This window comes from Actinophytocola sp. (assembly GCF_049647105.1).
Taxonomy (GTDB): Bacteria; Actinomycetota; Actinomycetes; order Mycobacteriales; family Pseudonocardiaceae; genus Actinophytocola.
This window is the reverse complement of sequence record NZ_JBARWZ010000302.1, coordinates 1-19330: the sequence shown is the minus strand read 5'-3', so window position 1 is coordinate 19330 and position 19330 is coordinate 1. Positions and strand designations below refer to the sequence as shown.

Annotated in this window: 19 protein-coding genes; 12 read left to right on the top strand and 7 right to left on the bottom strand. The window is 70.1% G+C overall.

Going from position 1 to position 19330, the window contains the following annotated elements; all coding sequences use genetic code 11:
- Positions 1 to 185: 185 nt before the first annotated feature.
- Positions 186 to 551 (bottom strand): hydroxyphenylacetyl-CoA thioesterase PaaI, encoded by a 366-nt coding sequence (paaI, locus tag WBA97_RS37095; RefSeq protein WP_424235704.1) that lies wholly within the window; start codon positions 549 to 551, stop codon positions 186 to 188.
- A 134-nt stretch (positions 552 to 685) separates the two neighbouring features.
- On the opposite strand from paaI, the gene icmF reads away from it, so the two are divergent.
- Both icmF and WBA97_RS37085 read left to right on the top strand, forming a co-directional pair.
- Positions 686 to 3949, top strand: coding sequence for a fused isobutyryl-CoA mutase/GTPase IcmF (icmF, locus tag WBA97_RS37090; protein ID WP_424235703.1), 3264 nt, complete (start codon positions 686 to 688; stop codon positions 3947 to 3949).
- Positions 3950 to 3963: 14 nt separating this feature from the next.
- Positions 3964 to 4827, top strand: a complete 864-nt coding sequence (locus tag WBA97_RS37085; protein ID WP_424235702.1) for a 3-hydroxybutyryl-CoA dehydrogenase — start codon at positions 3964 to 3966, stop codon at positions 4825 to 4827.
- Positions 4828 to 4927: 100 nt separating this feature from the next.
- On the opposite strand, the gene WBA97_RS37080 is transcribed toward WBA97_RS37085, so the two are convergent.
- Positions 4928 to 6349, bottom strand: coding sequence for a S1 family peptidase (locus WBA97_RS37080; RefSeq protein WP_424235701.1), 1422 nt, complete (start codon positions 6347 to 6349; stop codon positions 4928 to 4930).
- A gap of 212 nt (positions 6350 to 6561) precedes the next feature.
- On the opposite strand from WBA97_RS37080, the gene WBA97_RS37075 reads away from it, so the two are divergent.
- Positions 6562 to 7416, top strand: a complete 855-nt coding sequence (locus WBA97_RS37075) for an oxygenase MpaB family protein (RefSeq protein WP_424235700.1) — start codon at positions 6562 to 6564, stop codon at positions 7414 to 7416.
- Positions 7413 to 8027, top strand: coding sequence for a TetR/AcrR family transcriptional regulator (locus WBA97_RS37070; protein ID WP_424235699.1), 615 nt, complete (start codon positions 7413 to 7415; stop codon positions 8025 to 8027). Before WBA97_RS37075 ends, WBA97_RS37070 begins: the two co-directional genes overlap by 4 nt.
- Here WBA97_RS37070 and WBA97_RS37065 read toward each other — a convergent pair.
- Together WBA97_RS37065 and WBA97_RS37060 are read right to left on the bottom strand one after the other, a co-directional pair.
- Positions 8014 to 8601 (bottom strand): TetR/AcrR family transcriptional regulator, encoded by a 588-nt coding sequence (locus WBA97_RS37065; protein WP_424235698.1) that lies wholly within the window; start codon positions 8599 to 8601, stop codon positions 8014 to 8016. The two genes, WBA97_RS37070 and WBA97_RS37065, sit on opposite strands and share 14 nt — an antisense overlap.
- Before the next feature lie 338 nt (positions 8602 to 8939).
- Positions 8940 to 9461: a CGNR zinc finger domain-containing protein gene (locus tag WBA97_RS37060; RefSeq protein WP_424235697.1), complete on the bottom strand. Its 522-nt coding sequence runs from the start codon at positions 9459 to 9461 to the stop codon at positions 8940 to 8942.
- Positions 9462 to 9877: 416 nt separating this feature from the next.
- On the opposite strand from WBA97_RS37060, the gene WBA97_RS37055 reads away from it, so the two are divergent.
- The gene (locus WBA97_RS37055) at positions 9878 to 12451 is read left to right on the top strand and encodes a bifunctional FO biosynthesis protein CofGH (protein WP_424235696.1); all 2574 of its coding nucleotides are present in this window, start codon (positions 9878 to 9880) and stop codon (positions 12449 to 12451) included.
- Positions 12452 to 12743: 292 nt separating this feature from the next.
- Here WBA97_RS37055 and WBA97_RS37050 read toward each other — a convergent pair whose 3' ends face one another.
- Entirely contained in the window at positions 12744 to 13724 is a 981-nt protein-coding gene (locus WBA97_RS37050; protein ID WP_424235695.1) for a helix-turn-helix transcriptional regulator, read from the bottom strand.
- A 206-nt stretch (positions 13725 to 13930) separates the two neighbouring features.
- A complete protein-coding gene (locus WBA97_RS37045; RefSeq protein WP_424235694.1) occupies positions 13931 to 14938 on the bottom strand; it encodes a hypothetical protein in 1008 nt (335 codons plus the stop codon).
- Between the two features lie 167 nt (positions 14939 to 15105).
- Here WBA97_RS37045 and WBA97_RS37040 point away from each other — a divergent pair, with 167 nt between their 5' ends.
- Entirely contained in the window at positions 15106 to 15261 is a 156-nt protein-coding gene (locus tag WBA97_RS37040) for a hypothetical protein (protein WP_424235693.1), read from the top strand.
- 95 nt (positions 15262 to 15356) lie between these two features.
- On the opposite strand, the gene WBA97_RS37035 is transcribed toward WBA97_RS37040, so the two are convergent.
- On the bottom strand, positions 15357 to 16136 hold the full coding sequence (locus WBA97_RS37035) for a hypothetical protein (protein ID WP_424235692.1): 780 nt from the start codon (positions 16134 to 16136) through the stop codon (positions 15357 to 15359).
- Between the two features lie 98 nt (positions 16137 to 16234).
- Here WBA97_RS37035 and WBA97_RS37030 point away from each other — a divergent pair, with 98 nt between their 5' ends.
- From WBA97_RS37030 to WBA97_RS37005, 6 genes are all read left to right on the top strand, one after another.
- Complete coding sequence (locus tag WBA97_RS37030; protein WP_424235691.1) at positions 16235 to 17200, top strand: GNAT family N-acetyltransferase; 966 nt, start codon at positions 16235 to 16237, stop codon at positions 17198 to 17200.
- A 19-nt stretch (positions 17201 to 17219) separates the two neighbouring features.
- The gene (locus WBA97_RS37025; RefSeq protein WP_424235690.1) at positions 17220 to 17450 is read left to right on the top strand and encodes a hypothetical protein; all 231 of its coding nucleotides are present in this window, start codon (positions 17220 to 17222) and stop codon (positions 17448 to 17450) included.
- A gap of 70 nt (positions 17451 to 17520) precedes the next feature.
- Positions 17521 to 17742 (top strand): hypothetical protein, encoded by a 222-nt coding sequence (locus tag WBA97_RS37020; RefSeq protein WP_424235689.1) that lies wholly within the window; start codon positions 17521 to 17523, stop codon positions 17740 to 17742.
- Positions 17743 to 17838: 96 nt separating this feature from the next.
- Positions 17839 to 18039 (top strand): hypothetical protein, encoded by a 201-nt coding sequence (locus tag WBA97_RS37015; protein ID WP_424235688.1) that lies wholly within the window; start codon positions 17839 to 17841, stop codon positions 18037 to 18039.
- A 75-nt stretch (positions 18040 to 18114) separates the two neighbouring features.
- Positions 18115 to 18687: a TetR/AcrR family transcriptional regulator gene (locus WBA97_RS37010; protein WP_424235687.1), complete on the top strand. Its 573-nt coding sequence runs from the start codon at positions 18115 to 18117 to the stop codon at positions 18685 to 18687.
- A 43-nt stretch (positions 18688 to 18730) separates the two neighbouring features.
- The coding region (locus tag WBA97_RS37005; protein ID WP_424235686.1) for a TIGR03564 family F420-dependent LLM class oxidoreductase at positions 18731 to 19330 on the top strand (600 nt) is incomplete at its 3' end.

The following is a 19330-nucleotide window of genomic DNA, read 5'->3' as shown; positions in this document are numbered from 1 at the left end:
TCGCTGACCGCCGGTTGCACTGAATCACCAACTCGCCGGTCCTGAACCGTGGACTCGCGGGTTCTGAACGGTGGACTCGCGGGTTCTGAACGGTGGACTCGCGGGTTCTGAACGGTGGACTCGCGGGTTCTGAACCGTGGACTCGCGGGTTCTGAACGGTGGACTCGCGGGGGTTGGGGGGTGGGTTAGCGGAGGGTTCGGCTTTGGCCTCGGAACTCGGCGATTGTCTCGTTTTGGCGGGTTACGGTTACGTCGTAGATGCCGCTGCGGCCGTAGGTGACGCGTTCCTCCGCGCGGGCTGTCAGTTCGTCGCCCAGGTGGGCGGGGGCGACGAACGTGATGTCCGCGCCCGCGGCGACCGTGACCGGGCCGTAGCTGTTGCAGGCGCACGCGAAGGCGGTGTCCGCCAGCAGGAACACGTAGCCGCCGTGGGCCAGGTCGTGTCCGTTGACCATGGTGTCGGTGATCGTCATGCGGACCGTCGCGTGGCCGGGGCCCGCCTCGGCGAGGGTGATGCCGAGTGAGCGCGACGCAAGGTCGTCGTCGAGCATCCTTCGCACTGACTCCGGCACCTGCACGTGGACTCCATGGGTCGAGCGGGCATTGTCGCAGGTGGGATATCACAAACGACGAGAGTTGCGCCACATCGGTTGCACATCAAAATGTAGGACGTCAAACTATTTACATGTCGGAGAAGACATCGTTGCACCGTCCGGTCCACCCGGTTCGGTTCGTCACCGCGGCCAGCCTGTTCGACGGGCACGACGCGGCGATCAACATCATGCGGCGGATCCTGCAGTCGCAGGGTGCCGAGGTTATCCACCTCGGCCACAACCGGTCGGTCCGCGAGGTCGTCCGCGCCGCGATCCAGGAGGACGTCCAGGGCATCGCGATCAGCGCGTACCAGGGCGGGCACGTCGAGTACTTCAGCTACCTCGTCGAGCTGCTCGAGAAGCACGGCGCGGGCCACATCAAGGTCTACGGCGGCGGTGGCGGTGTCATCGTTCCCGAGGAGATCGAGCTGCTGCACTCCCGCGGCGTGGCGCGGATCTTCTCCCCGGCCGACGGCCAGCGGTTCGGCCTCGCCCGCATGATCAACACCATGGTCGAGGCCTGCGACCACGACCTCGCCGACCGGCACGTGCCGACGGCCGAGGCGGTCATCGCGGGCGATCACGACGTGCTGGCGCACGCGATCACCGCGATCGAGGCTGGCAGGCTCGCGGACGGCACGCTCACCGCCATCCGCGACGCCGCGGCCGCGCGGCGCGTGCCGGTCCTCGGCATCACCGGCACCGGCGGGTCCGGCAAGTCCTCGCTCACCGACGAGCTGGTCCGCCGCTTCCGCGTCGACCAGCAGGACAAGTTGCGCATCGCGGTCCTCGCCGTCGACCCGACCCGCAGGCGCGGCGGCGGCGCCCTGCTCGGCGACCGGATCCGGATGAACTCGCTCGGCGGCATCGGCGGCGACGACGGCGCGCAGCTCTACTTCCGGTCCATGGCCACCCGCGGCGCGGTTACCGAGGTGCCCTCGGGGCTGACCGATGCGATCGCCGCGTGCAAGGCGGCGGGCAACGACCTGGTGATCGTGGAGACGCCGGGCATCGGGCAGGGCGACGCGGCGATCGTGCCGTTCGTCGACTCCTCGCTGTACGTGATGACGCCGGAGTTCGGCGCCGCGTCCCAGCTCGAGAAGATCGACATGCTGGACTTCGCGGACGTCGTCGCGATCAACAAGTTCGAGCGGCGCGGCGCCGAGGACGCACGCCGCGACGTCGCAAGGCAGATGGTCCGCAACCGCGAGGCGTTCGGCGTCTCCTGGGAGGACATGCCGGTCTACGGCACCAGCGCCGCCACGTTCAACGACGACGGCGTCACCGCGCTCTACCACCACCTCCGCGACCTGCTCGCCGATGGCGGCCTGCCGGTCAGCGAACCCGTGCTGGCGCCGGTGAGCGGCAGGGTGTCCACCCGCGCGGCGACCGTCGTGCCGCCGAAGCGCACGCGGTATCTGGCCGAGATCGCGGAGGCCGTCCGTGAGTATCACAAAGAGACTGACGACCAGGTGGGTGCCGTCCGGGAGCACCTCGCCCTGACCACGGCCAAGGACGCGCTGGCACGGGCCGGTGCGGCGACCGCCGACCTGGACACGCTGGTCGCGGAGGCACAGCGCCGGGTCGCGCGGGACACCGATGACCTGCTGGCCCGGCACCACGCACTCGCGCAGGACTACGCGGGCGAGGAACTGGTCGTGAAGGTCCGCGACAAGGAACTGCACACGCAGCTGTGGCGCGAGACGTTGTCCGGTACCCGGGTGCCCCGCGTCGCGCTGCCGCGCTTCGACGACGACGGCACGCTCCTCCGCTTCCTGCGCAAGGAGAACCTGCCGGGCTACTTCCCGTTCACGGCCGGGGTGTTCCCGTTCAAGCGCGACGGCGAGGACCCGGCCAGGATGTTCGCGGGCGAGGGCGACGCGTTCCGCACCAACCGGCGCTTCCGGTACCTGTCCGAGGGCTCGGCCGCCACCCGCCTTTCGACCGCGTTCGACTCGGTCACCCTGTACGGGCACGACCCGGACACCCCGCCGGACATCTACGGCAAGGTCGGCACCTCCGGCGTGTCGATCGCGACGCTGGACGACATGAAGGCGCTCTACGACGGCTTCGACCTCACCGCGCCGACCACCTCGGTGTCGATGACGATCAACGGCCCCGCGCCGACCATCCTCGCGTTCTTCCTCAACACGGCGATCGACCAGACCGTCGGCAAGTTCACCGCCGAGCACGGTCGCGAGCCGTCGGCGCAGGAGCGAACCGAAATGGCCGCGTGGACGCTCGCCAACGTGCGCGGCACCGTCCAGGCCGACATCCTCAAGGAGGACCAGGGCCAGAACACCTGCATCTTCTCCACCGAGTTCAGCCTGCGGATGATGGCGGACATCCAGGAGTGGTTCATCGCCAACAAGGTCCGCAACTTCTACTCGGTGTCGATCTCCGGCTACCACATCGCCGAGGCCGGTGCGAACCCGATCAGCCAGCTCGCGTTCACGCTGGCCAACGGGTTCACCTATGTCGAGTCCTACCTCGCGCGCGGCATGGACATCGACGACTTCGCGCCCAACCTGTCGTTCTTCTTCTCCAACGGCCTTGACGCCGAGTACAACGTGATCGGCCGGGTCGCGCGGCGCATCTGGGCGGTCGCGATGCGCGAGCGGTACGGCGCGAACGAGCGGTCGCAGAAGTTCAAGTACCACGTGCAGACCTCCGGCCGGTCGCTGCACGCGCAGGAAATGCACTTCAACGACATCCGCACCACCCTGCAGGCGCTCTGCGCGCTGTACGACAACTGCAACTCGTTGCACACCAACGCCTACGACGAGGCCGTCACCACGCCGACGGAGTCGTCGGTGCGCCGCGCCATGGCCATCCAGCTGATCATCAACAAGGAGTGGGGCCTGTCGAAGAACGAGAACCCGCTGCAGGGCTCGTTCGTCATCGACGAGCTGACCGACCTGGTCGAAGAGGCCGTGCTGATGGAGTTCGAGCGGCTCTCCGAGCGTGGCGGCGTACTCGGCGCGATGGAGACCGGCTACCAGCGCGGTCGCATCCAGGACGAGTCGATGCTCTACGAGCAGCGCAAGCACGACGGGTCCCTGCCGTTGATCGGGGTGAACACGTTCCTGCCGAGCCAGGACAATGCCGAGGAACTGCCGACGATCGAGCTGGCCCGCGCGACCGAGGACGAGAAGCGGTCGCAGGTGGAGCGGACCAGGGCGTTCCAGGCCGGGCACAAGGCGGAGGCCGAGGAGGCGTTGCGGCGGCTGCGCACGGCTGTAGCGGAGGACCGTAACGTGTTCGGTGAGTTGATGGCCGCGGCCAGGGTGTGCACGCTGGGACAGGTAACCGACGCCTTCTTCGAGGTCGGCGGCCAGTACCGGCGGAACGTGTGACTTTCGGAGGGGTTGTGTCTGAGATCGATCGGGTCGGCGTGGTCGGGTGTGGCCTCATGGGGTCGGGCATCGCGGAGGTGTGCGCGCGGGCCGGGCTGGACGTCATCGTCAGTGAGGTGTCGCCGGACGCGCTGACCGCTGGTCGCGCGCGGATCGAGAAGTCCCTCGCGCGGGCGGTGCGCAGCGGCAAGCTGTCCGAGGAGGACCGGGCCGCCGCGCTCGATCGCATCCGGTTCACCTCCGACCTCGGCGAGTTCGGCGACCGAGGGCTCCTCGTCGAGGCGGTCGCGGAGAACGAGCAGATCAAGACCGAGGTGTTCACCTCGCTGGACAAGGTCGTCGTCGACCCGCAGGCGATCTTCGCGTCGAACACGTCGTCCATCCCGATCATGAAGCTCGGCATGGCCACGTCCCGGCCCCAGCAGGTCATCGGCATCCACTTCTTCAACCCGGTGCCGATCCTCAAGCTCGTCGAGCTGGTCCCGTCGCTGCTCACCGGCGACGAGACCCGCGCGAGGGCGCAGGAGTTCGCGGAGACGCGGCTGGGCAAGGAGGTCATCCTGTCCCAGGACCGCGCCGGCTTCGTGGTGAACGCGCTGCTGGTGCCCTACCTGCTGTCCGCGATCCGGATGCTGGAGTCGGGGTTCGCGTCCGCCGAGGACATCGACACCGGCATGATCCAGGGCTGCGCCCACCCGATGGGCCCGCTCGCGCTGACCGACCTCATCGGCCTGGACACCACGAAGGCGATCGCGGAGTCGATGTACGCGGAGTTCAAGGAGCCGCTGTACTCGCCGCCGCCGCTCCTGCTGCGCATGGTCGACGCGGGCCTGCTTGGCAAGAAGAGCAACCGCGGCTTCTACGACTACAGCAGCTGAGCCGCACCCGCGGGGGAATGCCCTGAAAGACGCTTCCGGGACGGTGAGCGTCCCGGAAGCGCCGTTCGAGGTGGTCCGGGCGCCACTGCCCGGACCACGGTCATGGCCTCGTGTAACCCAGCGTGTAGGTGCCAGAGCCGCTGTACGCGTGCACCCGGTAGCGGTAGTACCCCGCGGTGCCGTTGTAGGTCAGCGTCTCGTCCGGGCTCGGGCTCGTCGCGCTCGCGACGTCCGCCCACGACGCGCCGTTCCACTTCTGCAGGTACAGGTCGAAGTCCGTACCGGGCGGGCCGTCGAGGCAGCCGGTGTGCGCGCCGCTGCCGGTCGACTGGTAGTAGCCGCCGTTCGGCTGGATGGCGCTCGCGCCCGACGCGAGGTTCCCGGTGAGCGACCCCTCGCACTCGCCACCGGGCGGCTCGCCGCCGCCGTCCGTCACCAGCGTCAGGTTGTAGGCCTGCAGGATCTCGTTGACCGGCTGGAAGAACGTCGTCCCACCCGAGCCGCAGTTGCCGGAACCGCCGGACGTCACGCCCTGGGCCTGGCTGCCCGCCAGCAGCGAACCGCCGGAGTCACCCGGCTCGGCGCACACGTTGGTCCTGATCAGGCCGGTGATCGTGCCCTCCGGGTAGGTCACCGACGCGTTGCGGGCCTGGATCGTGCCGCAGTGCCAGCCGGTCGTGGAGCCGGACCGGCACACCGTCGACCCGACCGCCGCGTCCTGTGACCCGGCCACCGCGACCCGCCCGCCCGCGTAGTTGTTGACCGCGCCGACCGGGGTGTTGCCCGCGTTCACCTGCACGTACGCGTAGTCGTTGCCGGGGAAGCTCGAACCGGCGAACCGGCCGCTCGGCTGCGTGGTCGTCGCGCCGGTCCTGCCGCAGTGCCCGGCCGTCACGAACCCGCCGGTCACCGAGAAGCCGACGGAGCACCGGGTGCCCGACCCGATGTAGTAGGCGTTGCCGCCGACGACGTCGATGAGTGGCCGAGGCGACTCGTCCGACGCCACCACCCGCACCGCGTCCGCCGCCACGCGTACCGACCGGACGAACCGCCACGCCGCGTCGGTCGCGTCGGCACGGGAGAGCACCACGACGGTGTTCGACGGCACGTCCACATACCAGCCCGGCACCGACGACGGCGCGGTGGACCTGTTGCGGTCCAAGGAGAATCGCACGGTGTCGAGTGCCTTCTCGCTGCGCGAGACGACCTTCGCGGTGGCGCCGTGCGCGCGCACCGACGTCGCGGCGCCGGTCGACGTGACGCCGACGACCAGCTTGCCGTCGGCGAGCCAGCCGCCCGCGTAGGCGTCGCCGAGGTCCTTGCGCAGCACCAGGTTCGTGTCGTTGGCACGCTTCTCGGTCGCGAGCCGGGTCGCCGCCTGTCCGGCCGTGAGCCCGAGGTCGCGCTGCATCGCCGCCAGCATGCCGTCTGTGGACGGCGCGGGCGCCGCCGCGGCGGGCGCGGTCGCGAGCCCGGCGATCATGGCCGCGACGAAGATGCCCGAACGGAGTCTTCGATCCATGTTTCGGTGTCTCCCTTGACATCGGAAAGCAGGGTGGATCAAACAAGGGAGACGCTATGGCGGATCAGGACGTCCGGGGACATACCAGTTGGGCCATCACGCGGGTCCTATGCGCCGAACTCCTGGTGTCGCGTGAGCCACGTGGGTGTTTCCCCGGGCGACGGCCCGTGATACAAAGATGCAAGATTGTCTCATCGACTCGGGGAGCCGTCATGACCGAAGTGGTGCGCACCGAACCGGGGCTGGACATGCCAGGGCCGGGGACGCTGCACTGGCGCTACGCAGGCGAGGTCCGCGGTTACCTGCTGCTGGTGAAGGCAGGGTTGTTGCAGCTCATGCACCCCGGCCTCGGCGCGGGGGTCGAGCACCACTCCGACTTCTTCAACGAGCCGTGGGAGCGGGTGCTGCGGTCGGTGCCGGAGATCCAGGGCGTCACGTTCGACTACCCGGACGGCGCGAAGACCGCGCAGCGGATCCGGGACTACCACACGCACATCAAGGGCACCGACGCGAAGGGCAGGCGGTACCACGCGTTGGACCCCGAGACCTACTTCTGGGCCCACGCCACGATCTTCGACGCGTTGTTCCAGATGATCGACCTGTTCGACCACCCGATGACCGACGCGGAGAAGGAGCGGCTCTACCAGGAGGGCTGCGGTGCCTACCGCGCGTACGGGGTGAGCGATCGCCTGGTGCCGCCGGACTTCGCGAGCTTCCAGGTGTGGTTCGACATGATGTGCCGCGAACGGCTGGAGCTCACCCCGGCCGCACGCGGTCTGATCACCTTCGCCAAGGAGCCGCCCGAGACGTTCCCGCTCGTGCCCGCGTTCCTGTACCGGCTGGGCCGCAAGCCGACCGCCAAGCCGCTGTGGTGGCATGCGGTCGGTACGCTGCCGCCCGTGGTGCGCGAACAGATCGGCGAGACGTGGACCGACCGTGACGAGCGGCGCCATCGCACGCTGCGCACCGCGATCCGCCGCGCCTGGCCGCTCCTGCCCGCGCGGGTGCGGTACACGGCACGGGCGCGGGCGGGTTACCGGCGGGCGGGGGCCGGTCCGCTCGGATGAGTGAGCCGACCCCATCGACGCTGCTGGACCTGGTGCTGGCCGGGCCGTCGACCGACGAGGTCGGCGCGGCCATCCTGGACACCGCGCTAGAGGAGTTGCTCACCTACGGCCTGCGGCGCACCACCGTCGACATCGTCGCGAAGCGGGCCGGGGTGTCGCGGGCGACGCTGTACCGCCGCTTCGACGGCAAGGACGTGCTCGTGCAGGCCGTGCTGGTGCGCGAGTCCGGCCGGTTCTTCCGCGGCATCGCGGAAGCGGTCGCCGGTGTGTCCACTGTGGAGGAGCGGCTCGTCGAGGGGTTCGTGGTCGGGGTGCGCTACGCCCGCGCGGACCGGCTGCTGAACCGGCTGCTCGCCTCCGACCCCGAGGCGCTGCTGCCGTACCTGACCACGAACGGCGCGCTCGTGGTCGCCGCCGCCCGCGACTTCCTCGTGCGTCAGGGCGGGGCGCGCATGGCGGTCGGTGAGCGGACCCCCGACGGTGTCGCGGAGTTGTTCGTGCGCCTCGCGATCTCGTTCACGCTGATGCCGGAGAGCGCGATCCCGCTCGATGACGACGATGAGGTGCGTGCGTTCGCCCGCGCCTACCTCGCGCCGCTCATGCGCGCGTAGCCGAGCCTCCCGGCAGCACGACGTCCATCAGGTCGCGGAGGTCGGTCTTCGCGCGGTGCCACCGCTTCCCGACGTTCTCCGGGTCCGCGTCGGACAGTCCCATCAGGAGAATGCCGCGGACGGCGTCCATCGCCGTGTACATGACGTGCCGGAACCGGGGGTTGCCGGAGTGCTCGCCGAACGCGGCCTCGGTGAACTCGATGAGCGACGCGCGTGCCGCGGGCTCGACCTGCGTCATCTGCTCGCGCAGCTCCGGGTCGGTGCGGGCGGCCACCCACATCTCCATCGTGGCGTACTGGACCGGGCCCTGGTGCACCTCCCACATCAGCTCAAGCGCGGCGTCGAGCGGGTCGGGTGCGGTGCGGACCGCGTCGATCTTCTCGAACGCCAGCTCCGCGCGTTTCGCCGCGAGGTGACGGACCGCGGCGGCGACGAGGTCGGTCCGGGTGGGGAAGTGGTGCACCTGCGCCCCGCGCGTGACTCCCGCCAGCTCGGTGACCCTCGTGGTGGTCGTGCCCGCGTAGCCGTACCGGACGAGGCACTCGACGGTCGCATCGAGAAGCCGTCGCCGCATCGCCGCGCTGCGCTCCTGTTGAGTTCTTCCGGTTTTCGACTTCCGCTCTGGCACGTGACCAGTCTATTGAACCGTTCTCACGTTCGGGTCGTGCGCGGACGGCCGAGGACGCCGGGCAGGCCGAGCGCGCCCACGGTCGCGAGCACCGCCGTCCCGAGCCCGAAAAGGGTCGTGGCCAGCGGCGGAGCGGAAAGGGGGGACGGGGGTGGCCTCGACCCAACGATGATCACGATGCTCAGCGACTACGACCCCCGCGACGTCAAGCCGGAGAACGTTTAATTGCGATTCTCACCCCAAAGAGTGAATGTCAGGAGCGGAGCGGGCGTGTGAACGACGTCCTAAGCCGACCTCTTGGCCCGGTGGCGGCGGACGGCGTCGCGGTTGGCGCACGAGGGGGAGCAGTAGCGCTGCCGCCCGCCCCGGCTGAAGTCGCCGAACGGGGCGCGGCACTCGTCGAGCGCGCACCGGCGCAGCCGCGTCATGCCGCGGCCGGTGAGGTGCAGTGCGGTGCCGACGCTGATCAGCGCGCGCAGCACGCCGGAGAGGGGGAGGTCCGCGTCGCGGTAGTGGATGTGCCAGCCGTCGCCCGCGTGGTTGGTGAGCCTCGGGTACGCCGAGGACTGTGCGAGCAGGAGGTTGAGCCGCTCGGTCCGCCGCTCTGTCGTGTCCGCGTCGACCACCCCGAGCCAGCGTGCGAGGAACCGCTCGACCTCGTGCAGGTCGTCGTCGGTGGGTTTGGCGTCCACGACGACCCCCGCCGCGGCACACCGTCTGCCAAGGTCGGCGGCGGACCGCGGTGGCGCCAGGACCAGATCGACGGCCAGCCGGACCGGATCCTCGCCGTAAGGGTTCAGATGCATAGGGCCATTACAGCATGCTGGAGCGCATGAGCGCAGCACACCGTTTCGTGACCACGTCGAGCCACGTCACCAGCGAGGGCTGGGTGATCTATCAGCGATGTTCCTGCGGTGAGACGCGAGTACTGCTCAACTCCGAACCGGTCGGAATGATCCGCACACCGGCGAGGTTGGGATGACCATCACGCGCGCGAGTGACGCGATCGTCGGGCGCGGCGGCTAGTGTCCCGAACCGGGAATGCGGTGCGTGAGTCGGTGGATCCAGGTTTCTGCCGGCAAGGCACCGATTCTCCCTCGTACCGGGTTGTACTTGGGTGGATCGGCAACGCCGCCAGCGGGAGGCTGGGCCGCCGAATCAGGTGCCAGATTTCCGGTTCGGGACACTAGCTTGGGCTGAGCCGTCAGCGGAAGGGGTGCTTGTGGAGGGTTTCGTACCGAACGAGACGGCCATCCGGCGGGCGTTGCGCCGCGCCAGGGACGGTGTCGCGCTCGACGCGACCGAGGCCGAGACCCTCCTGCACGCCAGGGGCGAGCAGCTCGACCAGCTCTTCGAGGCGGCATCGCGCGTCCGCGACCAGGGGCTCGCGGCCGTCGGCCGGGACCGGACTATCACCTACTCCCGCAGCGTGTTCGTGCCGCTGACCAGGCTCTGCGCCGACCGCTGCCACTACTGCACGTTCGCCACCGTGCCGGGCAGGCTGCCCGCCGCGTTCCTGTCCGAGGACGAGGTCCTCGACATCGCGCGCAAGGGCGCCGCCGCCGGGTGCCGCGAGGTGCTGATCACCCTCGGCGACAAGCCAGAGGCGCGCTGGGAGTCGGCACGGACCTGGCTGGAGCAGGCCGGCTACCCGGACACGCTGTCCTACGTCCGCGCGATCTCCATCAAGATCCTCGAGGAGACCGGGGTGCTGCCGCACCTCAACCCTGGCGTGCTGACCTGGCAGGACTTCCAGCGGCTCAAGCCGGTGTCGGCGTCGATGGGGATGATGCTGGAGACCACCGCGACGCGACTGTGGTCCGAGCCCGGCGGCCCGCACTACGGCTCGCCGGACAAGGAGCCCGCCGTGCGGCTGCGGGTGCTGGAGGACGCCGGCCGCTCCGCCGTCCCGTTCACCACCGGCATCCTGCTCGGCATCGGCGAGACCATGGCGGAGCGCGTCGACTCGCTGTTCGCGATCCGCAAGGTCGCGCGGCAGTACGGCGGCATCCAGGAGGTGATCGTCCAGAACTTCCGCGCCAAGCCGGACACGGCGATGCGTGCCATGCCGGACGTCGAGGCCGCCGAGCTGGCCGCGACCGTGGCGGTCGCCCGGCTCGTGCTCGGGCCGAGGATGCGCATCCAGGCACCACCGAACCTGATCGAGGGCGAGTACGAGCTGCTGCTGCGGGCGGGCATCGACGACTGGGGCGGCGTGTCGCCGCTGACCATCGACCACGTGAACCCGGAACGGCCGTGGCCGAGGCTGGCGGAGCTGGAGAGGTACACCCGTGCCGCCGGGTTCGAGCTGGCCGAGCGGCTGCCGGTCTACCCGGAGTACGTGACGCGGGGTGAGCCGTGGCTGGACCCGCGCGTCGCGCCGCACGTGGCCGCGCTGGCCGACGGGGCCGGGCTCGCCGACCCGGCCGCGGCGATCACCGGCCGTCCGTGGCAGGAACCGGAGGTCGCGCTCGTCTCCTCGGGCCGCACCGACCTGCACGCCTCGATCGACACCGAGGGCCGCACGGCCGACCGCCGCGACGACTTCGACTCCGTGTACGGCGACTGGGAGGAGCTGCGTCAGCAGGTCGGTCCCAACGTCTCCGCCGTACCGGGGTCGCGGGCCCGAGGCGAGTTCGCGACCGCGTTGCGGCACGCCGAGGCCGACCCGGCAGGACTGTCCGACGCCGACGCGCTGACGCTGCTGTCCGCACAGCACGGGCACGAGATCGAGGCCCTCGCCGCGCTGGCCGACGACGTGCGGCGCGACACCGTCGGCGACGACGTGACCTACGTGGTCACCAGGAACATCAACTTCACGAACGTGTGCTACACCGGGTGCCGGTTCTGCGCGTTCGCCCAGCGGCGCACCGACAGCGACGCGTACACGCTGTCGCTCGACCAGGTCGGGCAGCGGGCCGAGCAGGCGTGGGCGGTCGGCGCGACCGAGGTCTGCATGCAGGGCGGCATCCACCCGGACCTGCCCGGCACCGCGTACTTCGACATCGCCACCGAGGTCAAGAAGCGCGCGCCGGGGCTCCATGTGCACGCGTTCTCGCCGATGGAGGTCGTGAACGGCGCGTCACGGACGAACCTGTCCATCCGCGACTGGCTGACCGCCGCGCACGAGTCCGGGGTGGACTCGCTGCCCGGCACGGCGGCGGAGATCCTCGACGACGACGTGCGGTGGATCCTGACCAAGGGCAAACTGCCGACGGCGTCGTGGGTCGAGGTCGTGACCACCGCGCACGAGCTGGGCATCAACACGACGTCCACGATGATGTACGGGCACGTGGACAACCCGTCGCACTGGGTGGCGCACCTCAAGCTGATCCGCGACCTGCAGGAGCGGACGGGCGGGTTCACGGAGTTCGTGCTGCTGCCGTTCGTGCACACGAACGCGCCGCTGTACCTGGCGGGGATCGCGCGGCCCGGCCCGACGTACCTGGAGAACCGCGCGGTGCACGCGCTCGCCAGGTTGTTGCTGCACGGCCGGATCGACAACATCCAGACGTCGTGGGTGAAGCTCGGCGACGAGGGCGTGGTCGACGTGCTGCGCGGCGGCGTGAACGACCTTGGCGGCACTTTGATGGAGGAGACCATCAGCCGCATGGCCGGTTCGGAGAACGGCAGCTACAAGACGATCGCCGGGCTGGAGGAACTCGCCGCCAGGGCGGGACGTCCGGCGCGACAGCGGACGACGACCTACGGCGCGGTGCCCGACGAGCGGCTCCGCACGGCGCGTGAGCACGACGGCGTGTGGCGGCCGAACCTCCTGCCGCTCGTCGGCGGCTGATCTGTCCGGTCCTCTCATGGACGCGGCGTGACGAGACGGCCCGCGACCGGCGGCGGCGGAGGTCGCATCAGGGGAGCGGTCCACCGTCTGACCGTGCCGATGCGGGTTCGTTTTTCGGCTGTTTCCCGGCTCTGCCGGGGCCGCCACGATGTCGTCTCGCGTGCTGTCAGGAGGGCCGGTGATGGTGGAAAGTCTTCTCGTACCAACCAGTGCTCGGTGACCTGGACCTCGTCGCCGCCTCAGCAAGCGGGCTCCCGGCGTTCCTCCCTCCCCAGTCGCATGGGAGTCCGCTTCATGGCGTGTCCCTGAGCAGGGTCTGGTACGGCGAGCAGCCATGGATCTCCCGGTAGTAGCGGGCGAAGCGGCCCGGGTGGAAGAAGCCCCAGCGTGCGGCGATCCGGGTGACGGTCATGCCGCCTGCCGGGTCGGTCGCCAGTAGTTCCCGATGGGCCTGCCGTAACCGGACCAGCCGCACATACCCCATGGGTGTCGTGTCCCGGTGGCGGCGAAAGGCGTGTTGCAGAGCGCGGATCGTGACGTTGGCGGTGGCGGCGATGTCGGCGACGCTGATGTCCTCGGCGGCGTTGTCGTCGATGAACGCGATGGCCTTGCGTAGCGTGTGCGGGTGGGCGTCGCGGCGGTCCTCGATCGTTGGTTCGAGCAGCGCGGTGTTGGGAAAGGCCGCGAGCACGGCCGCACACAGCAGGTGGCCGGACGTGCTCGCCACGAGCGGCTCGCCCATGGACTCCGGCTGGTCGCGCATCGCGTCCGTGAGGTAGTCGATCGTGGAGGCGAGGTGCCGGGCGGCGTCCCGGTCGTGTGTGCGCACGTCGGTGAACCGGATCGGCTCGTCGCGCGTCGTGTCCCCGGTGGCGGCGACCTCGCTCAGAAGCGTGAACGGCAGGGCGGCGGCCTCGATGACGCCGTCGGCCCAGCGCGCCCGGTAGGGCGTGCCGTGCTCGCTCTTCGACCCGAGGAACAGCTCCCCGGACCGGAACTGGTGCTCGGCCCCCTGCGAGCAGTAGTCCATCACCGTCCCCCGGGGACGCACGACGAACAGGCTCGCGGGCGACGCCACGGTGATCGCCATCTCGTTGGTCTGCGCCGCCGTCCCCACCGAGAACGTCGAGCTCATCAGCTGGGTGAACCGGAAGGAGTAACCGATCCGGGTACCGGTCATCCGGATATCGGTGCCGTAGACGCTGGTCAGGAACTCGCCCGCGCGGTCGTGGTCGGTCGTCTGGAACAGCACACGCTGAGGCGAAGTGGTCATCACCGACCTCCTCGATGCTCCACGTCGATAGCAGTCCGGCAAGCGTGCTACCACCCACGGGCAAATGGCGGATTTGGCGGCCACCGCCACCCGGCTGGAGGAGCGGATTCAACCCACCGCGTGTGAATACACACAACCAAGCGGTCCAGCAACCACGAACGGGTGATTGTGAGTCGCCAGGGTGAGACCGCGTGTGGGCGTCGCGATCAGGAAGAGGCGGAAGACGCCTTCTGCCGCGCCGTCCACGCCGGGGAAGGCTGGGCCGGATCATCAGCCGGGGCACGGCATGCCCACGCGGTACCGACGGTGACGCCGATGACCAGCAGGCCGAGCGCGGCCAGTGTCCAGCCGTCCGGCGCGATCAGTGGCTGTCCCCGGAACGCCTGCCAGGCGACCAGGGTGAGCAGACCCGCGAAGCCCGCGGCCGCGACGAACACCAGCCGGACCCGTACCGCCTCCGAACGCAGCAACGGCAGCCTCGTGGCGAACAGCGTGAGGGCGATGGCCAGCAATGGCAGCAGTTGCAGTGCGTGCATGCCGAGGAAGTGCGGGATACGCAGATCACCGCCGGTGGTGCTCCAGCCGAGGATCGGCATGGCCTGACCGCCGTCCGGCACGCCGACACTGTGTGACCCGAGCGCGGCGGGATTGAGGCCGGCGCGCATCGTGTCGACCTGTGCTTGCGTCGGGAAGGCCATCACCGGGCCGAACCCGGCACCGACGAGGGAAATGGCGGCGCCGAGCCGGATCGCCCATCTGTCGGCCGCGTCGCGGATCTCGCTGCGCATCAACACGATGGTGAGTACCAGGGTGAGCAGCCACACCGTGGTGATCGACGCGCCCATGACGTGGTAGATCCGGTGGTCGAACTCCGTCTCGTTGTTGAAGTGGCTCGCGCGGCCGCGCACCACCTGCCCGATGATCAGCACGATTTCCAGCAGGAGCAGACCGACGAGGCCGAGCGAGGTGCGGCGCACCAGCCGGGGTGCCCTGGTGGTCAGCGAAGCCATCCACGCCCAGGTGATCGCGTACACACCGATCGAGATGGTGAACTTGAACGGTTTCGTCCAGATCGGCATCCCGCCGAGCAGCCGGTCGTCGAAGATCAGGCCGGCGAGCGAGACCAGCGCGAGCCCCACCATCCCGTACGCGAGCAACAACATGGGCCGGTTCCAGGTGCGCGTCCCGCTTCGCGGCACTGTCAACGTGCTCATCTCCCGCTACTGGTAGCGCCCGGTGCGGTCACCGCACGCCCCACGATCGTCAGCCGCCTCGGTCGCAAAGACATCGAGTCCGACATGTGAAATATGCGCCGATCGGGTGTCGCGGCGCGCGGAAGCGGGTATGCGGTTGGTCTGAAGATGTGGCGAAAGGAGCACACATGCCTTGGGTCAGCAGTCATCGCAGGCGGGTGCCGTACGGGTGGTTCCGCACCACCACGGTCCGCAGTCATTACCGCAGGCGTCCTGGCGGGATACCGGTCGTGGGCATCGTCATCGCCGTGATCGTGATTCTGGTGCTCATCGCGCTGTTCTGACATTTTCCGAGTCCGGGCCGACCCGTGTGGGCGGCCCGGACTCGGTTTTCGCCATTCGAACGCGGATTCCCGCCAGTCCTCGATATCAGGCCGGGTCAGGAAGGCCAGCGGCGGAACTGGTACTCGCCAAGGCGTTCGGTCAGCTGCGTCAACGTGATCGGGTCCGCCGGTGGGTAGGTCGCGGTGGCGACCTTGTCCAGCATCCGCCAGCAGGCGCGGCGCTGCGGCCACGTGGTCTCGAGCAGCCAGCGGCGCAGCACGTAGAGCCGCAGCAGTACCCGCACCGCGGGTTCCTCCAGCGCCGTGTCCCGCAGGGTCGCGGCGCCGAGCGCGGCCGAGGTGAACACCGGGAGTTCCGCGACCAGCGCGTCGCGGGCCGCACGCGCGTGCTGGTAGGCCTCCTTCGCCGAGCGGGCAGGCGGTTGTGCCCGCAGGGCCGTGCAGACGAGCCCGATCACCGAGGGCGCCAGGTCGCAGGACGGTGCGGCGGTCGCCGTGGCCGAGATCGACGAGACGGCCAGCGCGACCGCGCCGATCAGCTCGGCGTGCTCCTCGGGTGCCTCGTGCAGCGCGTCGATCCGGGCGAGGGCGGCGTCCCGGTCGAGGTTCGCCTCGGTCACGTCCGGCAGGTCCAGCAGCGCGAGCAGTTCCGGCCGTGGGTCGAAGACCGGCTCGACCTCGTGGATGGCGGTCGCCACGTGGTTGAGCAGTTCCTCGTGGTCGACGGGCTCGTCGATCACGGCCTGGCGCAGCAACGGCAGGATCGGCCCACCACCGCCCGCCTGCCCTGCCGCGGCGACCTCCCGGGACGCGACCGGCGCCGGTCGTGACTGGTCGAGCCGGGTCCACCTCGGATCCGGTGACGAGTAGCTCATGTCCCGACGGTACGGGAACGCCTCGCGGGCCCGGCGGGGCGATGGGTCCACCCGAATTCCGGTCGACAGCCGAGGGGGTGGGCGAGCACCATCGCGAGATGGTGCTTCCCGCGGGGCACACGGTCAGGGCGCCCCGGCTCGGCGATGAGGACGTGCACGCTCTCCACGCACTCGTGCGCGACTACACGCTCGCGGTCACCGGCGCCGAGGATTTCAGCCTCGACGACGCCCGTGACGAGCTGACCGAACCGGGGTTCGACCCCGCGCGAGACGGTCGGCTCGTCCACGACGGGACCGGACGGCTCGTCGGGGCGGGCACCGTGCACCGCAAGAACGGCGGCGGCCTGGCCGACGTCGACGTCGTGGCGGACGACGTCGCGGTCCGGCGGTGGCTGTTCGACTGGGTGCTCGGCCGCGCGCGGGACGCCGGACGGGAGGCGGGCCATCAGGAGGTCACCGTCCACCACGGCTGCTACCACGACGACGAGGCGCTCCGCGACGCGTTGGCAGAGCACGGTTTCCACGTCGCCACGACCTTCAACCGCCTGCGGGCGGACCATGCCGGGCCGCTCGCCGCGCCCGAGCCGCCCGATGGTGTCGTGCTCCGCGTCGCCGGTGACGACGACGCGGTCCGGCGTGCGGCGCACCACGTGCTGATGACCTCGTTCACCGACCACTTCGGGTTCGCCCGTATGCCCTACGAGGAGTGGCTCGAGCAGCACGAGCGGCGGCCGGCCTTCGCGTGGTCGTGGCTGTGGGTCGCGGAGCTGGCCGGTAGCGCGGTGGGCGTGCTCGAGTGCGACGACCGGTTCGCCGAGGTGGAACGCTGCGGGTATGTCGCCGAACTCGGCGTGGTCGCCGCTGCCCGAGGCCGGGGCATCGCGAAGTTCCTGCTGCGCCATGCCTTCGCCGCCGACGCCTCGGTCGGCCGGGCAGGCACGCTGCTGCACGTGGACACCGACAACGTCACCCCGGCGCTCGGCCTGTACGAGTCGGTCGGCATGCGCCCGGTGCTCGTGATCGACGCGTGGCGCAGGAGGGTCGCACACCGCGCCGAGGTCTAGAATCCGGTGGGGAGGCACCATGACGGACGAGGAACTTGTCATCGAGTTCGCCCTCGCGCGCCTCGACCACCCCGACCTCGACCTCGGCGAGATCGCCGCGCTCGTCGTCCGCCGGATGGGCATCGACCACATGCTGGAGTTCGCGGCACGCAACCTCGCGACCCGCGGTGAGCTGCGCGGCGCGGCCTTTCCCTGTGCTGTGGAACACGTGCTGAGGGTCATGCTGCTACTGCGCGGTCCCTCCGACTGACCACGCGACCTGATCACGCGAACGGCGGGCCACCCGATCGTCCACTGAGGACGGTCGAGGTCGGCTCGGTATGCCCGCCCGGCCGCTCGGCGAGACCGCCACCTCGCTCGACGACCTGGCCGCGGCGATCATCAACAACGACTTCGTCGAGCGTGGCAGCTTCGCCATCGTGTACGGCTACCGCCAGTTCAACCCGGCCGTCACCTGGATCACGGTGATCGCCATCGTCGTCATCGTCCAGGTCGCGCAGTTCGCTGGCAACCTCATCGCCAGGAAGATCCTCCGCCGGTGACGAGCCGGTGCCCGGCATGTGGGAGGCGTTGAGGCGGTCAGCGGCGTCAGCCATGCTCGTGCGGTACGCCGTATCCATCGAACGAGAGGCGTTTCGATGCGACGCCTGGTGGCCAGGTGGGGTGCTGTCCCGCTGCGCGAGATGACCAAGCACGGCGCGACGCTCGCGGCGGTGCCCGATCCGCATGGCCAGTTCCCCGGCGTACCCATTTCCTGGTACGTCAACGACACCGTGCCCGACGTGACCATTCCCGAGCAGCCCGCGGGGGTGCCGCCCTGGCACCCGGAAGGACGCTGATCTCTTTCGACGGGCCGGAGGAGGGTGGCTCGAGTAGTTAAGTCGAGGGTACCTCGAATTAAGCGGGAGGCAAGGGTGGGCCCGGCAGTCAGGCGACCGAGGGCGGACGCGCGCCGCAACTACGACCGTCTGCTCGCGACCGCGGACACGGTGTTCCGCGAGCAGGGCACCGGTGCGTCCCTGGAAGGCATCGCGCGGCGCGCGGGGGTGGCGATCGGCACCCTGTACGGCCACTTCCCGAACCGGCGGGCACTGGTCGGCGCGGTCCTGCGGGAGCGGAACGAGTCGCTGTTCGACGCGGGGGATGCGCTGGCGGAGTCACCGCCTGAGGAGGCGCTGCGCCGGTGGATCGACCTGGTGGTCGAGCACGCCGCCTCCTACCAGGGCCTCGCGGAGCTGCTGGCGGACGGAGTGGACGACGAGGCTTCGGAGCTGCACGCGTCCTGTGCGCGGATGGCGGACATCGGCGAGCGGCTGGTCACGCGTGCGGTCGAGGCCGGGGTGGTGCGGCAGGAGGTGACGGGGGCGGACGTGTTCGCGTTGATGAACGCGGGTGCGTGGACGTGGGAGCACGCGTCGGCCGAGCAGGCGGCGCGGCTGGTCGCCTACACCATCGACGGCCTGCTTGTGAACCGTCGTTCCGCATAGTGGGCACGGGAAGTTCCTTGCACGCCACGATGTTCCGGTCCGCATGAGCATTGGGGTGGTGGTGCCGGTCGGCACCGGGAACGCGGTTGACTCGGCGGTGGCCTACGGGCGGGAGGCGGCGAAGGCGGGCATCGCGTCGGCGTGGTTCCCGCAACGGTTCGATGTGGACTCGGTGGCGGTCGCCGGGTTCGTCGGGCGGGAGGTGCCAGGACTCGCGGTCGGCTCGTCGGTGGTGCCGATCTTCGGGCGTCACCCGATCATCGTGGCTGGCCAGGCGCAGACGACCCAGGCCGCGACCGGCGGCCGGTACACGCTGGGACTCGGGCTGGGCGCGAAGGCGTTCGTGGAGCCGGTGTTCGGCGAGGCGCACGAGCGGCCGGTGCTGCGGCTGCGGGAGTTCCTGACCGCACTGCGGTCGGTGGTGGAGACGGGGTCGGTGGATCTCGCGGGGGAGACGCTGGTGGCGCGGACCCCGATGCCCGCAGTGGTGCCGGGTGGGTCGCCGCTGCCGGTGGTGGTGGCGGCGATGGGCCCGCAGGCGCTGCGGGTCGCGGGCGAGCTGGCGGACGGCACCCTCCCGTTCCTGGCCGGACCCCGTGCGCTCGGCGAGCACATCGTCCCGGCGATCACCTCGGCCGCGGCG

Bases quoted from the DNA above. Each gene is read 5' to 3' on its own strand.
- paaI (WP_424235704.1), bottom strand. From the start codon at position 551: ATGCTCGACGACGACCTTGCGTCGCGCTCACTCGGCATCACCCTCGCC.
- WBA97_RS37025 (WP_424235690.1), top strand. From the start codon at position 17,220: ATGACGGACGAGGAACTTGTCATCGAGTTCGCCCTCGCGCGCCTCGAC.
- icmF (WP_424235703.1), top strand. From the start codon at position 686: ATGTCGGAGAAGACATCGTTGCACCGTCCGGTCCACCCGGTTCGGTTC.
- WBA97_RS37030 (WP_424235691.1), top strand. From the start codon at position 16,235: ATGGTGCTTCCCGCGGGGCACACGGTCAGGGCGCCCCGGCTCGGCGAT.
- WBA97_RS37045 (WP_424235694.1), bottom strand. From the start codon at position 14,938: ATGAGCACGTTGACAGTGCCGCGAAGCGGGACGCGCACCTGGAACCGG.
- WBA97_RS37020 (WP_424235689.1), top strand. From the start codon at position 17,521: ATGCCCGCCCGGCCGCTCGGCGAGACCGCCACCTCGCTCGACGACCTG.
- WBA97_RS37040 (WP_424235693.1), top strand. From the start codon at position 15,106: ATGCCTTGGGTCAGCAGTCATCGCAGGCGGGTGCCGTACGGGTGGTTC.
- WBA97_RS37060 (WP_424235697.1), bottom strand. From the start codon at position 9,461: ATGCATCTGAACCCTTACGGCGAGGATCCGGTCCGGCTGGCCGTCGAT.
- WBA97_RS37065 (WP_424235698.1), bottom strand. From the start codon at position 8,601: ATGCGGCGACGGCTTCTCGATGCGACCGTCGAGTGCCTCGTCCGGTAC.
- WBA97_RS37035 (WP_424235692.1), bottom strand. From the start codon at position 16,136: ATGAGCTACTCGTCACCGGATCCGAGGTGGACCCGGCTCGACCAGTCA.
- WBA97_RS37075 (WP_424235700.1), top strand. From the start codon at position 6,562: ATGACCGAAGTGGTGCGCACCGAACCGGGGCTGGACATGCCAGGGCCG.
- WBA97_RS37015 (WP_424235688.1), top strand. From the start codon at position 17,839: ATGCGACGCCTGGTGGCCAGGTGGGGTGCTGTCCCGCTGCGCGAGATG.
- WBA97_RS37050 (WP_424235695.1), bottom strand. From the start codon at position 13,724: ATGACCACTTCGCCTCAGCGTGTGCTGTTCCAGACGACCGACCACGAC.
- WBA97_RS37080 (WP_424235701.1), bottom strand. From the start codon at position 6,349: ATGGATCGAAGACTCCGTTCGGGCATCTTCGTCGCGGCCATGATCGCC.
- WBA97_RS37070 (WP_424235699.1), top strand. From the start codon at position 7,413: ATGAGTGAGCCGACCCCATCGACGCTGCTGGACCTGGTGCTGGCCGGG.